The sequence below is a fragment of the Johannesbaptistia floridana genome (assembly GCF_057440575.1).
On sequence record NZ_JALKVM010000213.1, the window covers coordinates 1 to 14010 of the forward strand.

The 14010-nt window shown below is 37.4% G+C and carries 12 protein-coding genes; 6 read left to right on the forward strand and 6 right to left on the reverse strand.

Going from position 1 to position 14010, the window contains the following annotated elements:
* Window positions 1–160: 160 nt before the first annotated feature.
* Window positions 161–448, reverse strand: coding sequence for a hypothetical protein (locus MW688_RS13900; RefSeq protein WP_486736612.1), 288 nt, complete (start codon window positions 446–448; stop codon window positions 161–163).
* Between the two features lie 71 nt (window positions 449–519).
* The gene (locus tag MW688_RS13905; protein ID WP_486736613.1) at window positions 520–1323 is read right to left on the reverse strand and encodes a hypothetical protein; all 804 of its coding nucleotides are present in this window, start codon (window positions 1321–1323) and stop codon (window positions 520–522) included.
* A 1164-nt stretch (window positions 1324–2487) separates the two neighbouring features.
* On the opposite strand from MW688_RS13905, the gene ylqF reads away from it, so the two are divergent.
* The 3 genes from ylqF (at window position 2488) to MW688_RS13920 (ending at window position 5498) form a co-directional block, all read left to right on the forward strand.
* Window positions 2488–3333, forward strand: a complete 846-nt coding sequence (ylqF, locus tag MW688_RS13910; protein WP_486736614.1) for a ribosome biogenesis GTPase YlqF — start codon at window positions 2488–2490, stop codon at window positions 3331–3333.
* A 70-nt stretch (window positions 3334–3403) separates the two neighbouring features.
* Entirely contained in the window at window positions 3404–4972 is a 1569-nt protein-coding gene (locus MW688_RS13915; RefSeq protein WP_486736615.1) for an NAD(P)H-quinone oxidoreductase subunit N, read from the forward strand.
* A gap of 10 nt (window positions 4973–4982) precedes the next feature.
* A complete protein-coding gene (locus tag MW688_RS13920; protein WP_486736616.1) occupies window positions 4983–5498 on the forward strand; it encodes a YraN family protein in 516 nt (171 codons plus the stop codon).
* A 739-nt stretch (window positions 5499–6237) separates the two neighbouring features.
* Here the strand turns inward: MW688_RS13920 and map are convergent.
* The 3 genes from map to MW688_RS13935 all read right to left on the reverse strand — a co-directional run bounded on the left by map (window position 6238) and on the right by MW688_RS13935 (window position 8508).
* Window positions 6238–6999: a type I methionyl aminopeptidase gene (map, locus tag MW688_RS13925; protein ID WP_486736617.1), complete on the reverse strand. Its 762-nt coding sequence runs from the start codon at window positions 6997–6999 to the stop codon at window positions 6238–6240.
* Window positions 7000–7074: 75 nt separating this feature from the next.
* Window positions 7075–7572 carry a hypothetical protein gene (locus MW688_RS13930; RefSeq protein WP_486736618.1) on the reverse strand — a complete coding sequence of 166 codons (498 nt, stop codon included), beginning with the start codon at window positions 7570–7572 and terminating at the stop codon, window positions 7075–7077.
* 66 nt (window positions 7573–7638) lie between these two features.
* The gene (locus MW688_RS13935) at window positions 7639–8508 is read right to left on the reverse strand and encodes a WYL domain-containing transcriptional factor (protein WP_486736619.1); all 870 of its coding nucleotides are present in this window, start codon (window positions 8506–8508) and stop codon (window positions 7639–7641) included.
* A 739-nt stretch (window positions 8509–9247) separates the two neighbouring features.
* Between MW688_RS13935 and MW688_RS13940 the strand changes: the two genes are divergently transcribed.
* From MW688_RS13940 to cas5d, 3 genes are read left to right on the forward strand one after another with little or no spacing between them, the layout of a single operon-like run.
* A complete protein-coding gene (locus MW688_RS13940) occupies window positions 9248–11947 on the forward strand; it encodes a hypothetical protein (RefSeq protein WP_486736620.1) in 2700 nt (899 codons plus the stop codon).
* Between the two features lie 4 nt (window positions 11948–11951).
* Window positions 11952–12956 (forward strand): type I-D CRISPR-associated protein Cas7/Csc2, encoded by a 1005-nt coding sequence (gene cas7d / locus MW688_RS13945; protein WP_486736621.1) that lies wholly within the window; start codon window positions 11952–11954, stop codon window positions 12954–12956.
* Entirely contained in the window at window positions 12957–13742 is a 786-nt protein-coding gene (gene cas5d / locus MW688_RS13950) for a type I-D CRISPR-associated protein Cas5/Csc1 (protein WP_486736622.1), read from the forward strand. It begins immediately after the preceding gene.
* Window positions 13743–13803: 61 nt separating this feature from the next.
* Here cas5d and MW688_RS13955 read toward each other — a convergent pair.
* Window positions 13804–14010 (reverse strand): hypothetical protein (locus MW688_RS13955; RefSeq protein ID WP_486736623.1); only part of this gene is annotated, 207 nt, incomplete at its 5' end.

The window sequence follows — 14010 nt, forward strand, 5'->3', positions numbered from 1 at the left end:
AATTTTTAAGCTTTGAGCATTAATTCTTTTACTCATTACTTCAAAACTCATTACTCATCTGACGGTGCGTTACGGGCTTCGCCCTAACACACCCTACAACTACTACAACTACGACTACTTTTATACTGTTGGGTTTCCTGACCTCAACCCAACCTACAGGCTACTGTTTAACCAGTGCAGTTCCTAATTCTGCCGAGACCCCAGGGCGTTCTGATATTTTGATAAATTCTCGTTTCAAGTGCGCCCAACATAATTGCCGACAGTTTTTTGAGGTTTGATTAACTTTTTCTAATAATTGTTCTTGAACTGTCAGGACTTCTGTAAGCTTCTTTTCTTGTTCTTGTATTTGCTGCGCCATCTCCTCCACCAGTTTTTTAACACTGATTGGAGTTTTTCCCCAATCTTCTGGGGGTATCTGCTTTACATAATTGACCCGTTTTTCTTCCATGTCACTTAGTTTATCAGATTTTGATGTCTTTTTTTAGCGATCGCTCTTCTACCCCCCTGAACGCTTACTATCTAGTTTATTAAAGGTAGTGATTGATCTTTATCTCCTACAAATTCATTGTATTTGCTATGTTGAAAGTTGTGGTATGTGTATATCCTATGATACCACCCCTTAACAATTGTCTTAGTTATTAAATGATAAGCTTGACTAAATTTCTTTTTCTCGTGGCTTTGATTAAATTCATTAATAGCTAACCTCACACCCGTATAGTCATTATATAGTTCAATTTCTGCACCTGTTATGTCATCTAAATAACAATAGATCCGAGGCAAAAAGAATTTTTCATCTTTATCGAACATCTTTAAAGCAGCAACGGTAGAAGAATAATAGTCTAAATCATACATAATCGCAGCAATTGGTGCAGGATTATATTTTTCCAGAAAATCTGTAGTTGTTTCTCTGACATCACCTAAAACAAGTGTTGCTTTTTTCAGTTTGCTTTTAAGTCTGGCAATATCCATCTTATAAAAAGATTCTTGCCAATAGTAAGGAAGATCTCTGTAGTCAACTGGTTTGGGTAGTCCTTCTCCCGTATCAAAGCCATAAAGTTCTATATCTATACCTAGTAGCTTCGATACTTCTTGCGCATGATATTCTAGATTAACTAATCCATTGCCTCCTGCAACACCAAATTCCAAAATACTTATTTTTTTATAACCTAATTTTTTAGCTAATATTGCACTATTATAAACACAGTAAGCATATGGTTGACGTTCCAGCATTTCCAGTTTTACAAGTTCTTCGTAACTAGCTAATTTGAATTTTTTTTTAATTTTTTGCCAAAAGTTGCTCTTAGCTGAATTTTTTGTAAACATCAGTATCCTTTTTTTTTTCAACTCATCATAATGATAACAGCTTATCATTATTATAGTTCAATATTGAGAGATAATGTTTTTTTGACAATTTGAGCAGCAATTGTACCTCAGTAGCTCACGGGGTGACAACCCAGTAAGATGACGGCTCTGGCTTGCCTTTTAAAAGATAAGCTCCTGAAAAAAATTACTAGTTTTCACGCTTATAATCATCAAAATACTCTGATTTTTACTAATTTTTGTAGAAGTTATCTAAATTAGTAAACATATTTTTTTTTAGGGCGATAAGAGTGCGAGATCTCCCTCCTAGGCGAGGGCGCTCCCTAGAAGGCTTGCCCTGCCTAACCTTGATCTCACCCCGTCAACCTCACATCTTGCATCTTTATCAAAAGTTACTGGTGGGGGTTGAGTTTTGAAGTTTTGAAGTAAGAGAATTAATGCGATCGCGCTTAAAAATTGATTCTCCCTTGTCGGCCAATTTCTGTACTTTTGTTCTGGTGCAAGATATGAGTCAACTGAAAAACGCTATATTTTATTTATTTTAAGATAAAATTTTGATTATTACATAAGTTATGGTGCGTTACACGCAGGTTAACGCACCCTACTTTTCTTTCGAGCGATCGCCATCTTTAAATCATATCTTTCTCTCTTTGTCTTCCGTGCGATCGCCGCTCAGCTCATCATTATATTTTCATCAATTTTCTGTTGTTGTAATATATTCATGCTTATGCTTATCACGCCACTCAACTTGACGTGGGCGCCTACTTGGGTAGGGGCGCTCATACTTGCGCCCTTTTATACTACATAAGTTACTTTTCACGAGAGCGATCGCTTTCTCTATTTGTCTTTTGTGCGAATAGCTATAAGATCATCATCATCTTTTCATCAATTTTCTGGGCTTAATCTGTGGCATATATGTCTTATTACTTTAGTCAACTTGACGTGGGCGCCAACTTGGATAAGGGCGCAAGTATGAGCGCCCCTACATACTATAGCAAAGCTCCCTCTCCCCTTCTCCCCCTCTCCCGGAGCTATAGAAGTTGCGGATATGCACCCTATAAATGAGCCAAAGTGAAAACAAAATAAATTAAAATGGGAACACAAGCAATCTCTAGAACTCCCTGAGTTGTTGCAAGAAGTTCACTTAAAAATAAAAGAATAAGAAAAATGCCTCTGATTCAATGGTATCCTGGCCACATAGCTAAAGCAGAAAGAGAATTAAAAGAACAACTGAAGCGGGTAGATGTGGTGTTAGAGATACGTGACGCCAGAATCCCCCTAGCTTCTCATCATCCTCAAGTGAAAAACTGGATTGGTAATAAACCGAGAATACTTATAATTAATCGCTTGGATATGATTACAGAAGCGGCAGCCCAAGAATGGTTAAGTTGGTTACGCGCCCAAGGAGAAGAGCCATATTTAACTAATGCCCAAGGAGGAGTAGGTATTAAAGCAGTGATTAAAGCGGCTCAATCTAGGGGAGGAGAAATAAATAAAAAAAGACGCGATCGCGGCCTGTTACCTCGTCCAGTGCGTGCCGTAGTCATCGGGTTTCCCAATGTAGGGAAATCGGCCCTAATTAATCGTTTAGTAGGGCGTAAAATTGTAGCTAGTGCTAGACGGGCAGGTGTAACTCGTCAGTTGCGTTGGGTGAGAATTTCTCCCGATTTAGAACTATTAGATGCCCCAGGAGTGATTCCTGTTAAGTTAGAAAATCAAAAGGATGCAGTAAAATTAGCGATTTGTGAAGATATTGGGGAAGCAGCTTATGATAACCAACGGATTGCTACAGCTTTTGTGGATTTATTACAAGAATTGGGGGAAGCGGAGGTTTTAACATCGAGATATAGTTTGGATTTTACTGGTTTAACAGGCGAAGATTATATAGAACAATTAGCAATTAAACGCTACCAAGGAGACAAAGAAAGAAGCGCCTTTACTATACTCAACGATTTTCGCATAGGTAACCTAGGGGAGATAGCTCTAGAATTACCACCTAGTTTTAGTAGTTAACAGTACAAATCAGCCCAGGAATATGACAAAATAGGTAAGTCAGCGATTAAAGCTTAAGTAAACAAAAATTATGGATTTTTCTAGTAACGTTGCTGCACAATTAAATGCAGGGGTAATTTGGCCAGAAGCTCTGGTTATTATTACTTTAATGGTAATTTTACTGGGTGATTTGATTGGAGGACGCAGTTTTAACCGCATCCTCCCTTATGTAGCACTCATAGGCTTAATTGGAGCTGTGGTAGCTTTAATATTTTCTTGGGATAAACCTAATAATGTGGCCTTTTTAGGAGCTTTTACCGGGGATAATCTTAGTGTGATTTTTCGGGCAATTATTGCTCTATCCACCGCAGTAACTATTTTAATGTCCGTAAGCTATGTAGAACAAACGGGAACATCTCTAGCAGAGTTTGTGGGCATTATGCTTACTGCTACCATTGGCGGTATGTTCTTATCTGGCGCTTCTGAGTTGGTGATGGTGTTTATTTCTCTAGAAATGCTCAGTATCTCTTCTTATTTAATGACAGGGTACATGAAAAGAGACCCCCGTTCTAATGAAGCGGCTTTAAAATATCTCCTCATTGGGGCTTCAAGTTCAGCTATTTTCCTCTATGGTGTTTCTTTACTATATGGTTTGTCAGGAGGAGAAACCAGTCTAGGAGAAATCGCTAATGTACTAAATACCACCACTGGATCTCAATCTCTCGGTTTGGCGATCGCCTTAGTATTTGTGATTGCTGGTATTGCCTTTAAAATCTCTGCTGTACCTTTTCACCAATGGACACCAGATGTGTATGAAGGTTCCCCCACTCCTGTAGTAGCATTTCTTTCTGTTGGTTCTAAAGCTGCTGGTTTTGCCCTAGCAATTAGATTACTGGTAACAGTTTTTTCTCCTGTCAGCGAACAATGGCACTTTATCTTCACCACTTTAGCCATACTTAGTATGGTCCTAGGTAATGTGGTTGCCTTAGCCCAAACTAGCATGAAACGCATGTTAGCCTATTCTTCCATCGCCCAAGCAGGCTTTGTGATGATTGGTTTAATTGCTGGTACTGATGCCGGGTACTCCAGTATGGTTTTCTATCTACTCATCTATCTGTTTATGAATTTGGGTGCCTTTGCTGGTGTTATTCTCTTTTCTTTGAGAACTGGTTCTGACCAAATTAGTGATTATTCTGGTCTTTACCAAAAAGATCCTCTCCTAACTCTGGTATTAAGCATCTGTTTATTATCCTTAGGGGGAATACCTCCTTTAGCAGGATTTTTCGGCAAGATTTACCTATTTTGGGCCGGCTGGCAAGCGGGATTGTATGGTTTAGTTCTTCTTGGCTTAATCACAAGTGTAGCATCTCTTTACTACTATATTCGTGTGGTGAAAATGATGGTTGTCAAAGAACCTCAAGAGATGTCAGAGGTAGTAGCCAACTATCCTGAAATTAATTGGAAGCTTTCGGGAATGCGTCCTTTGCAAGTAGGGTTAGTGTTATCCCTCGTAATCACTTCTTTAGCGGGTATTCTCTCTAATCCCCTCTTTACCCTAGCTAATAACTCTGTAACTACTAGTCCAATTTTGCAATCAACTAATCTGACTATTAGCGAAGAAATTCCTCAAAAGTCAGTAATTAGTGATTTAGATATATAGTAGTAAAACCATGGATAAGATCGGCGAACTTGGAGAAAAATTTATCTCCCAATATTTAATGAACCAAGGGTGGAAAATTTTAGCATCTCGCTGGTCTTGTCGCTGGGGAGAAATTGATTTAATTGCGGAATATAGTCAAGGTGGGGAAGATAATCTTAAACCTGACGATAAAAAGGTAATTATCAATAAGCAGGAAGTAGGAAGCGATAATCTCTCAAGCTTTAGGGTTGATCAAAAAAAAGGGACCTGTGAAAACCGGACTTTGTCTGATACCCATCATCTTGCTTTTGTAGAGGTTAAGACTCGTAAACAGTCTAATTGGGATGAAGATGGATTGTTAGCAATTACACCCCAAAAACAGGAGAAAATCTGGCAAACTGCAAATAGTTTTCTCGGTGAATATCCCCACCTTGCTAATCATGTATGTAGATTTGACCTGGCTTTAGTTAGGTATACAAAGCAATTATCTTCCCCAGGCTATAAACTAAGTTTGACTAGCTATATAGAATCAGCTTGGGATTATTAATATTTTTCACTTCCTACAAGTAACTTCGGAAATTCGGTCACAAAATTCGCGATCGCAAATTTGACCACTACTAATTACTTTAGTTATTTGATTATTTTCAACCAATTTATAATCAACAGCATCAGTATAACCTTTTGCTTGACAATAAGCACGGGCTGCTGGTAAACCACAATTATCTGACCATTCTCGACAATAATCAAGATAATAACCGTTAACAATTGGATTTTTAAATACCTTAGTTTCTATTGATTTACTATCTAAAACTAGATTTTCTCTCTGATAAAAATAAGTTTTACCTATCCCTATTCCCCCTATTCCAATTAAAGATATTGCTGTTATAGTTAAACCTTTTTTGATATGGGTAACAATTATAAATTTTTTTTCATATTCAGTACGAATCTGAGCTGAAATTGCTTCTATCTCTGAACGATTAAGATCCGTTATTTCTAATAACGCTTCTATCGTTGCTTCAGTTTCCCATGAAATATTTTTTTCTATTTCTTGCTTTTCTTTTTTCTGAGTGTATTCAGATAATACTCTCCTTTGTATTTCTGCTTGAATTTTTTTTCTAACTTTTCATTCATTGATTTTATGTTGTTTTTGAGGAATATAAAAACTTAACTTTTACTGGATATTGAAGGAGTTGTTTTAGTTTCAGATTCCTTGAATCTCACGCCAATATAAGCTTGCCTGTTGTTAGAGAATATGGCGTGAGACTTGTTAGAGATTTATTTTAGAACTAAGGAAGAGTCAAAATCTCTACACCCTCTTCAGTAACAGCTATTGTATGTTCAAATTGTGCTGAGAGTTTTTTATCCTTTGTAATTGCTGTCCAGCCATCTTTTAAGACTTTAGCTTCGTGTGTTCCTTCATTAATCATCGGTTCTATAGTAAATACCATTCCTGGACGTATACGCTTACCTTTTCCTTTGGTACCATAGTGAGGAACCTGAGGTTCTGTATGGAAGATGCGATGAATACCATGGCCAACAAAATCACGAACCACGGAAAAACCATTCCCTTCAGCATATTCTTGAATAGCAGCGCCAATATCACCAATGCGACCACCGGGTTTAACAGCAGCTATACCACGGCGTAAACATTCTTCCGTCACCTCTACTAACTTTCTAGCTGTGGGAGAAGGAGTTCCCACGAAAAAAGTTTTTGAGGTATCTCCATGGTAACCATTGAGAATTGGCGTCACATCGATATTGATAATATCCCCATCTTGAAGAATTTGATTAGCGTTAGGAATGCCATGACAAATTACTTCATTAACGCTAGTACAGATAGATTTAGGAAATCCATGATAACCTAGGGGAGCACTTTTTGCACCGTGTTTTTGAGTCCATCTTTCTGCTTCTTCATCAATTTCTAAAGTTGTTACCCCCGGTTTAATCATATTCTCTAAATGATTGAGGAGTTCTGCCGCTAGTTTACCGGCTTCGCGCATTTTGTCTATTTCTCTAGGTGAAAGCAAAGTTAGTGTCTCGTTTCCCATTATTTTATTGATTCTTTCTTGGTTTTACTTATTTCTTTTAATAATTGTATAAGTTGATTAACAACTACTTAAATGTTAATGCTCTATTTCTAAGTGTAGAACATAGTGTCCTAAACAAGTTTTTTTTGACTTCTCAAGATAGTTATTCTCTACTCCCGGAGGTAATATCTGGGGTAAATATGACCACAGTTCATACTCTACACGTAAACTCCTTGGTAACCCACAGTCCTCCATGTCTAAACTACGAGTGTAGTTCGGTAAGCAAAAGCCACTCCTAGTCTCAACATTGTCTTGATTCAACCAATAACGACTAGTACCATAAACACCTTTTTCCCAAAAATGTCGATAATTAAGTTGATTATCGCCTTGGACAGTCATAATCACGCGAGATGAAGATAATTCTAGCCAGATTAATTGATTAGTCGCTTGAGGTGAAAAATCTGCTTTGAGAACTAGGTGATATTTGTTAGGCTGTTTTTGATACAGGGTAGCAGCGCTTTCTACATTTATTAAGATGGGTAAATCTGTAGCTAGAAAACACAATGAAACAGGAACATGATATTGTGTAAGCATGACAATTGTAATTTTTTTTGGGAGTAGAATTATCTTAATTTTAACATTGAAAACATCTTTAAATGGTTATAAATATCTGTCATAAAGGGCCCTAACTTTTTCTAGATAAAGCTGACGTACATTTTCAGGCTTGATGATTGCACAATCTTCCCAATAGGGCGCAATACTACGAAAAAACCAGAATGTGCTAAATATTGGCCTAATTACTCGTTTAGTTGGTGGATATCCTTCTAATTTACTAATAAATCTATCTTGATTTTCAACATCTTTGTAGCCAAAGGCTAAGCCTCTATAGAGATGGAATTCTACCGCTACTCTTTGTAAGTCTATTTTCCATTTACTATCAATAGTAGTTATAGCCGCCTCTTGAATTCTATCTAAACGCAATGTCCAGTTATTTCGCAATTCGGGAATATCTTGATTTCCTTGAGTTTCTTGACAACGACAAATTAAATACTGACGTTTTTCCATGAGTTTAATTTGACCATGAATAATATTAAACTGAAATTCTTGATCAGCAGCATCTCGATAGCTAAGTTTAAAGGGTTGACGTTTTTTGATATATTCCTCAATCTCTTGTCTCCAGGATATTTGATCCCCCTCTAAAAAGTTTTCTAATTGCTGACGAAATGGCCCTTTTAATTCACTCCTCTGTAGTAATAAAGCGGCGATTTCTCTTGCTTGTTCTATTTTCCCTAAACTAATAAGTGCTTGTCTAGCTTCTTCTAGAGATTTAATTCTCTCTTCTGTCCAATTGTGATTGGCGGCAATTAGTAGTTCTTTTTGGGAAATCGCCTTTACTAGTTTTGAGATATTTGGCTTCTCTCCCCATGTCATTCCATACTCTACTGCTAGTTTCTCTAACTCCTGTTTGTCTCTCATAGATATTGAAAGAGTAATTGATTGTCCTTGTCTTCCCATGGTTTGTACGTACACTTTGTGAGTAAAAATCTTGCTTATTTCTATTATTAGGTATATATATAGAAATATACAAAGTTTGAGTACACTAAATACGTACAAAAATTTTGTATAAGAAGAGTTTGTCAGTTATTAGCAACTTACAGATAACTACTATTTCCAAGACATTAAAAAAGCCGGAGATCATCTCCAGCTTACTATCCCTCATAGGGATTAGATTACGTAAAATTATGATGAATAGTTACTTATTCATAACTCTTTCAATCCCTCTATTTGGGATTAGTCCTATCATAAATCTACAACTATTAATTTGTCAAGTTAAATTTATCAGCTAGTTTGCCTTGAGATGATTTAGGTGATACTATATAAAAAAGCACAATCAAATAGAATAGTTATTTATTCTTAACTGACATGTGCATAATAAACAAAAAAAAAGACCGAGTTACCAGTCCTTAAAAAATACAAACTTATTAACTTACCATTATAAGGCATGGGAAACTCCGGTTGGAATTTTGCAAGAAAAAATAATTCAACGGAGAAGAAAATGAAGAAATCACAAAAAAGTCAGCAACAAAAGCTGGAATTGTATTGGCAGCCAATTGTTGACGAAGAAGGAGAGATTATTAGTTACGCAGATTGGGAGGAAAAAAACCAGAAATAGTTAAACCAAGAGCGATCGCACAATTGATTTCACAGCTTGAATATCTATGTTTGGGCGATCGCCCTTCATCTTATAAATTTCAATAAGGAATAAATTATGAAAAGATTAGGCATACTAAGCCGTCCGGTGAAAACATTGGAGGACTTATATTTTAGTGAAATTAGACCTAAATTATATGAACTTCATAGTACCCATTCTCAATATGGATCTCGCAGAGGTAGAAGCCTCGCGGAACATTTAGACTCTGCCTGTCAGTTTGTCTTAAGAGTGGGAAAAATTGCAGAGATTCCCGAAGAAAAACTAGCAAATATTCTTGCAGCTACCGCAGTTCACGACTTAAACAAGTTAACAGAAACAGGAGATGACCGCAATGTCAAAGCCTTAGCAAGAGATCGGGACTTTTTACAAGTACAATTAGAACGTGCAGGTGTAAAAGAACTAGTCAAAACCGAGGAAGATTTAGAACTAGTCAGAAGACTAATAGAGAGACACTCAGGACATAATGCCAGCGATGGTATGCGTTTTTTGCCGGAGGATCCTCAAATTAAATCTTGGGTAGCAATACTAATTGCTGCGGATTTATTTGATTTAGGTATAGATAAACAGCAACGGCAGGGTAAAGTTGAAAACGAATTAACTGTAGCCTTAGGATATAGAGTACAGTTATGGGAAATTACTCTATCAGAAGATAGAGGTTATCTCACATCTTTACTACTTAGTGCCTGTGAAGAGGTTTTATCTAGTCATGGACTATACACTCTAAGTATTAATTCCAATGGTCAGATATTTTTGGGAGAAAAATTTCCTCAAGAAGATATAACTATTGAAATAGCCAAAATCTGGCAACAAAAAATAGATAGAGTGTTTGGGAGTAATATCGAACAACTAGTTAAAGCTAGTAAAGATGGTATCAAAATCAATAATCAAGCCATTCAACAAGATATAGATGAAGTAATCGAAGTAGTAGATAGTCTCCTAGCTAAAAAATTTAACAGCTACAAAGCCGATAAACTAGCCAAAGACATAGATAAATACAGTCAAAAGGCAGGGGAAGAAGCCGTTAATCAAGCAATTACCCTGGGTTTAAATCCAGTTGCTAATGACGAAGAATTTGCCCTATCAGAAGGTATGAAAGCAATTTACCTAAGCTATCGAGAAGGGGGGTTAACTTCCCTAGAAGCATGGAATAAGATAGCCGAAGATTTAGGAATTTCTCCAGAACAGCGTAGTGCATTAGAAGCTTTTGACCCTCTATATGGTCGGTGTTTATTTGCTGTACAAGTAGCCAAACAAAAAGGAATGGAAGGCATTCAAACAGCCTTAAGAAACTCTCTAGAATTGCGGATGGGTGAATCATCAGAAGATTGGGAAATATCAGAAGAATTAATTACTTCCGTGAGATATTTACTAAATCTTCCCACTTCGAGAAACTGGCAGGGATTTTCAGAACTAACTACATATATAGAAGCAAATCCTCGTAAAAGGTGTTCCCTCGGGACAACTTCAGGGGAAGTTAGTGAACTAATTTCCGATAGAATGCCACCAGGAACTAAAGTACAATCATTTTCTAATCGTTTACCTGGGGGAATGAGTTCCGAACCCAAAAGAAGAGGAGATAATATGGCATTTTTAGCCTATCAACTTTTGGGGGTAGGGGCAAACTTTCCCAAAGTTAGTAAACAAGATCCTCTGTATTTACATTTTGCCTTACCCAACGGTTCAACTCCCGAACTAAAAATCATTTGGCAAAGATGGTTAGAAACTCAAGCTAGTACTAATGGGGAAGGTGGAACAGTTACCTTTGATGAATTACAACTTTATCGAGATAATATTGTCGCCTTTAAAGCTAATAAGGCTGTAGGGGTTGCTTTACCGAAGCGTCCTGAATTTATTCAATCTACCGTGATTATTCCCATTATTTGGGGAGAGGTCAACACATCTATAGCCTTACTGAAATCCCTGCGTCTCGGCCTAGAATTAGCCTTAGCTAGTGATTTTGGGTTTCCTTTTATCTTGGGAGGGAATTTAGAAATTAAACCCCAATGGGATATCTTTGGTCAAGTAGAGGGGATTCCCTCCTCTCTACAACCCCTATTAGGAAATGGACAATATTACCGAGAAGGACAAATTTCTTCCCAGACTTTAACGGCAGAATCTGTTTTATTACGCCTACGCTGTCTTGGTAATTTGGCTATTTCTGTAGCTAGTCTTCGCAAAAAAGATGACTGTCTTTATGATTTAGCTAAAGCTGTACAAAGACCTCTAAATCTTTATTATGTTTTGTTGAGATGGATTCTTAGAGAACAAGATAATCCTAATTTAGAAGGGATTTGGAATCGTATTAAATTACCCCTAAACCAATTATTAAACAGTATTATGTCTCAAGAACACGACTTAGTTTCTCACTACTTGAAACAGGCAGCTTCAATTGCTGCTAAAGCCAACTTAAAGGGGAGTTCTTTTAGACGGACTTCTCAAGTTGAACCTTTTGCTGAATTTATCAAAGCTGTGCGATCGCGCAAATCCCACTTAGATTGGGATACTGTTTTTGCTTCTTTAGTACAAAAATATCATACTCGTTTAGATCGTATTCGTGAACATGGAGTAGGTCAAACTAAATTTGAGCAAATTAAAGAATTTTACGAAGTTTTGCGGCAATTATTCACGGAAGTTTACAACAATCGTCCTGAACGTTTACTCTCAGACGGTAAAACTCTAGAAGCCGCCTACTTATTCTTTTTACAAGAAGCGCGTCAACAACTAAAAACAGAATCTGAAAATAAACAGGAGAATTAAATCTATGTCCATGGAAAAATTAACACCCTATCTCGCTAGTGAATACGAAAACTTTCCCAAAGGTCGTACTATTGGTTTAGTAGTATTAAGAACCACCCAATCAGAGACAATTTTCCGCACCGAAGGAAGTGGAGAACCTATGTGTAGTGAATCAGTCCAGGCGGGAGTAAAAGATACTAATATTATTCCTCGTTTGGTGATGACTAAAAGGAAACAAGTAGCGCCAGAAAGACGCCGAGGAAGAGAATTTTTACGGGCCAATGAATTGTTATATACTGCACCTAAAACTGATAAACTTTGTTCTCTCAATACTAATGCACCTTGTGAAAATTGTATTGATTGTTTTCTCTATGGTTTTGCCGCTGGAGGAGAGGGAGCGCAAAAAAGCCGAGTTTGGACAGAAGATGCCTTTAGTGTTTTACCAGCTACAGAATTAATTGGCGATCGCACGATTAATGCTATTTACGAAAATGGTACCATGCGAGATGAAAAGGGAGAAGCATCCACCGCCCTTAACACCAGTGAATACATTAAACCTGGTGCCCATTTTCTCGATATTATCACCCTCAAAGACGTTACTGCCGACGAATTGCGCTACGCTATGGGCAATATTTTACTTACCACTCGTTATGGCGCTGTTTCTAGCCGGGTGGGAAGAATGGATAATCAAATCTTAGGAGTCTTTGGCGGTATGGCTGAACTTCCTAGTTCTTTAGAATTAGTTCAGGGAGTTTATGACAAGTTAAAGTCTGAAAATATTGAACTAGAACATCCATTGAAAACTGATGATTTAATTGACGCCACTAAAAACATGATCTTCTTTTGGAACAATAGACGGGGAATATCTATTCAACTCTCTGACAATGAAGTAAAACAATTAATTAATGATATTGATCGAAATTGGTCAATAGAACAACAGGAAACCTTCTTAAAACGCTTAGATGAATCTTATCAAAGCTATCGGGAAAGATCTGAAAATCAATCCAGCAAAAAAACCAAGAGTAAGTAAATGAATCAACTAGAATTACCTGCAAAAAAGCGATCGCCAACCTTCACCACAGCCAAATTAATTGAATTATGGTGCGCTGAACCCATATTTTTTGCCTCCCGGGAACTCTCCGACACCTATTATACAGAAGGAACAATTAGTAACTATGCCCTTGCCTACGCCTTATCTTGGGTAAGTTCTCCCTATCGTTTAAGGGGAGAAGATACCTGTAAACCTCGCTATTTAGAACATTTAACACCGATTAATGGAGATTGTTATGTTCTACCAGCTTGGCCAGTAAATCAACAAATATCCTTCCGATTTGAGCGATTTAACGGACTTTCTGACGCCTATTGGTATGCCATGACTAATAATCGGGTAGCAACAGCGCGGGAGGACTTATTTATCCTTCGCGGGGGGAAAAAACCCAATACCTTTAGACCGAGTAACTTTCCTCAAACAGGAAGACTACGAGTAATCGAACGCAATAATCGTTTTCAAACTTTAGTGTTTGGAGAATATCAACTTCCTGAATATATTCGAGTTGGTAAGTTTATGAGTAAAGTTCGAGTAGATATTATTGAGGAATTAGAAATCATCCCTCAACCTGTGGGAAATTATTCTGGCAATACTTATCTCAATGCCGCAGATATTCCCTCTAGTTTGCAACTAATTGCCTTTGATGTTATCTCTATCCCTCCAGTTTCTCTGTTGAAAAACCTACAATTTTACGGCGAAGCCTGGCAAATAGGTAACTATTTAGTTCCCGCTAATCTTAAATTTTGTGGAGGAGAAACCAGTGAATAGTTAATAATCAAAAGATTATGGTGCGTTACGCGCTCCGCGCTTCGCACCCTACAAGGTTCTTTTAGATAGCAAAATCCCCTGAATAACGCACCGAACAATTACTTGAATCATAAAAGAACCTCAAAAAAGGCGATCGCCAATTCCCCGTAGGGTGCGTTACGCGCCGAATCATGATTAAGCATAAAAGAATTTCAAAAAGGGCGATCGCCAATTCCCCGTAGGGTGCGAAGTGCGCATGAAGCGCGTAACGCACCGAATAACTCTTAAA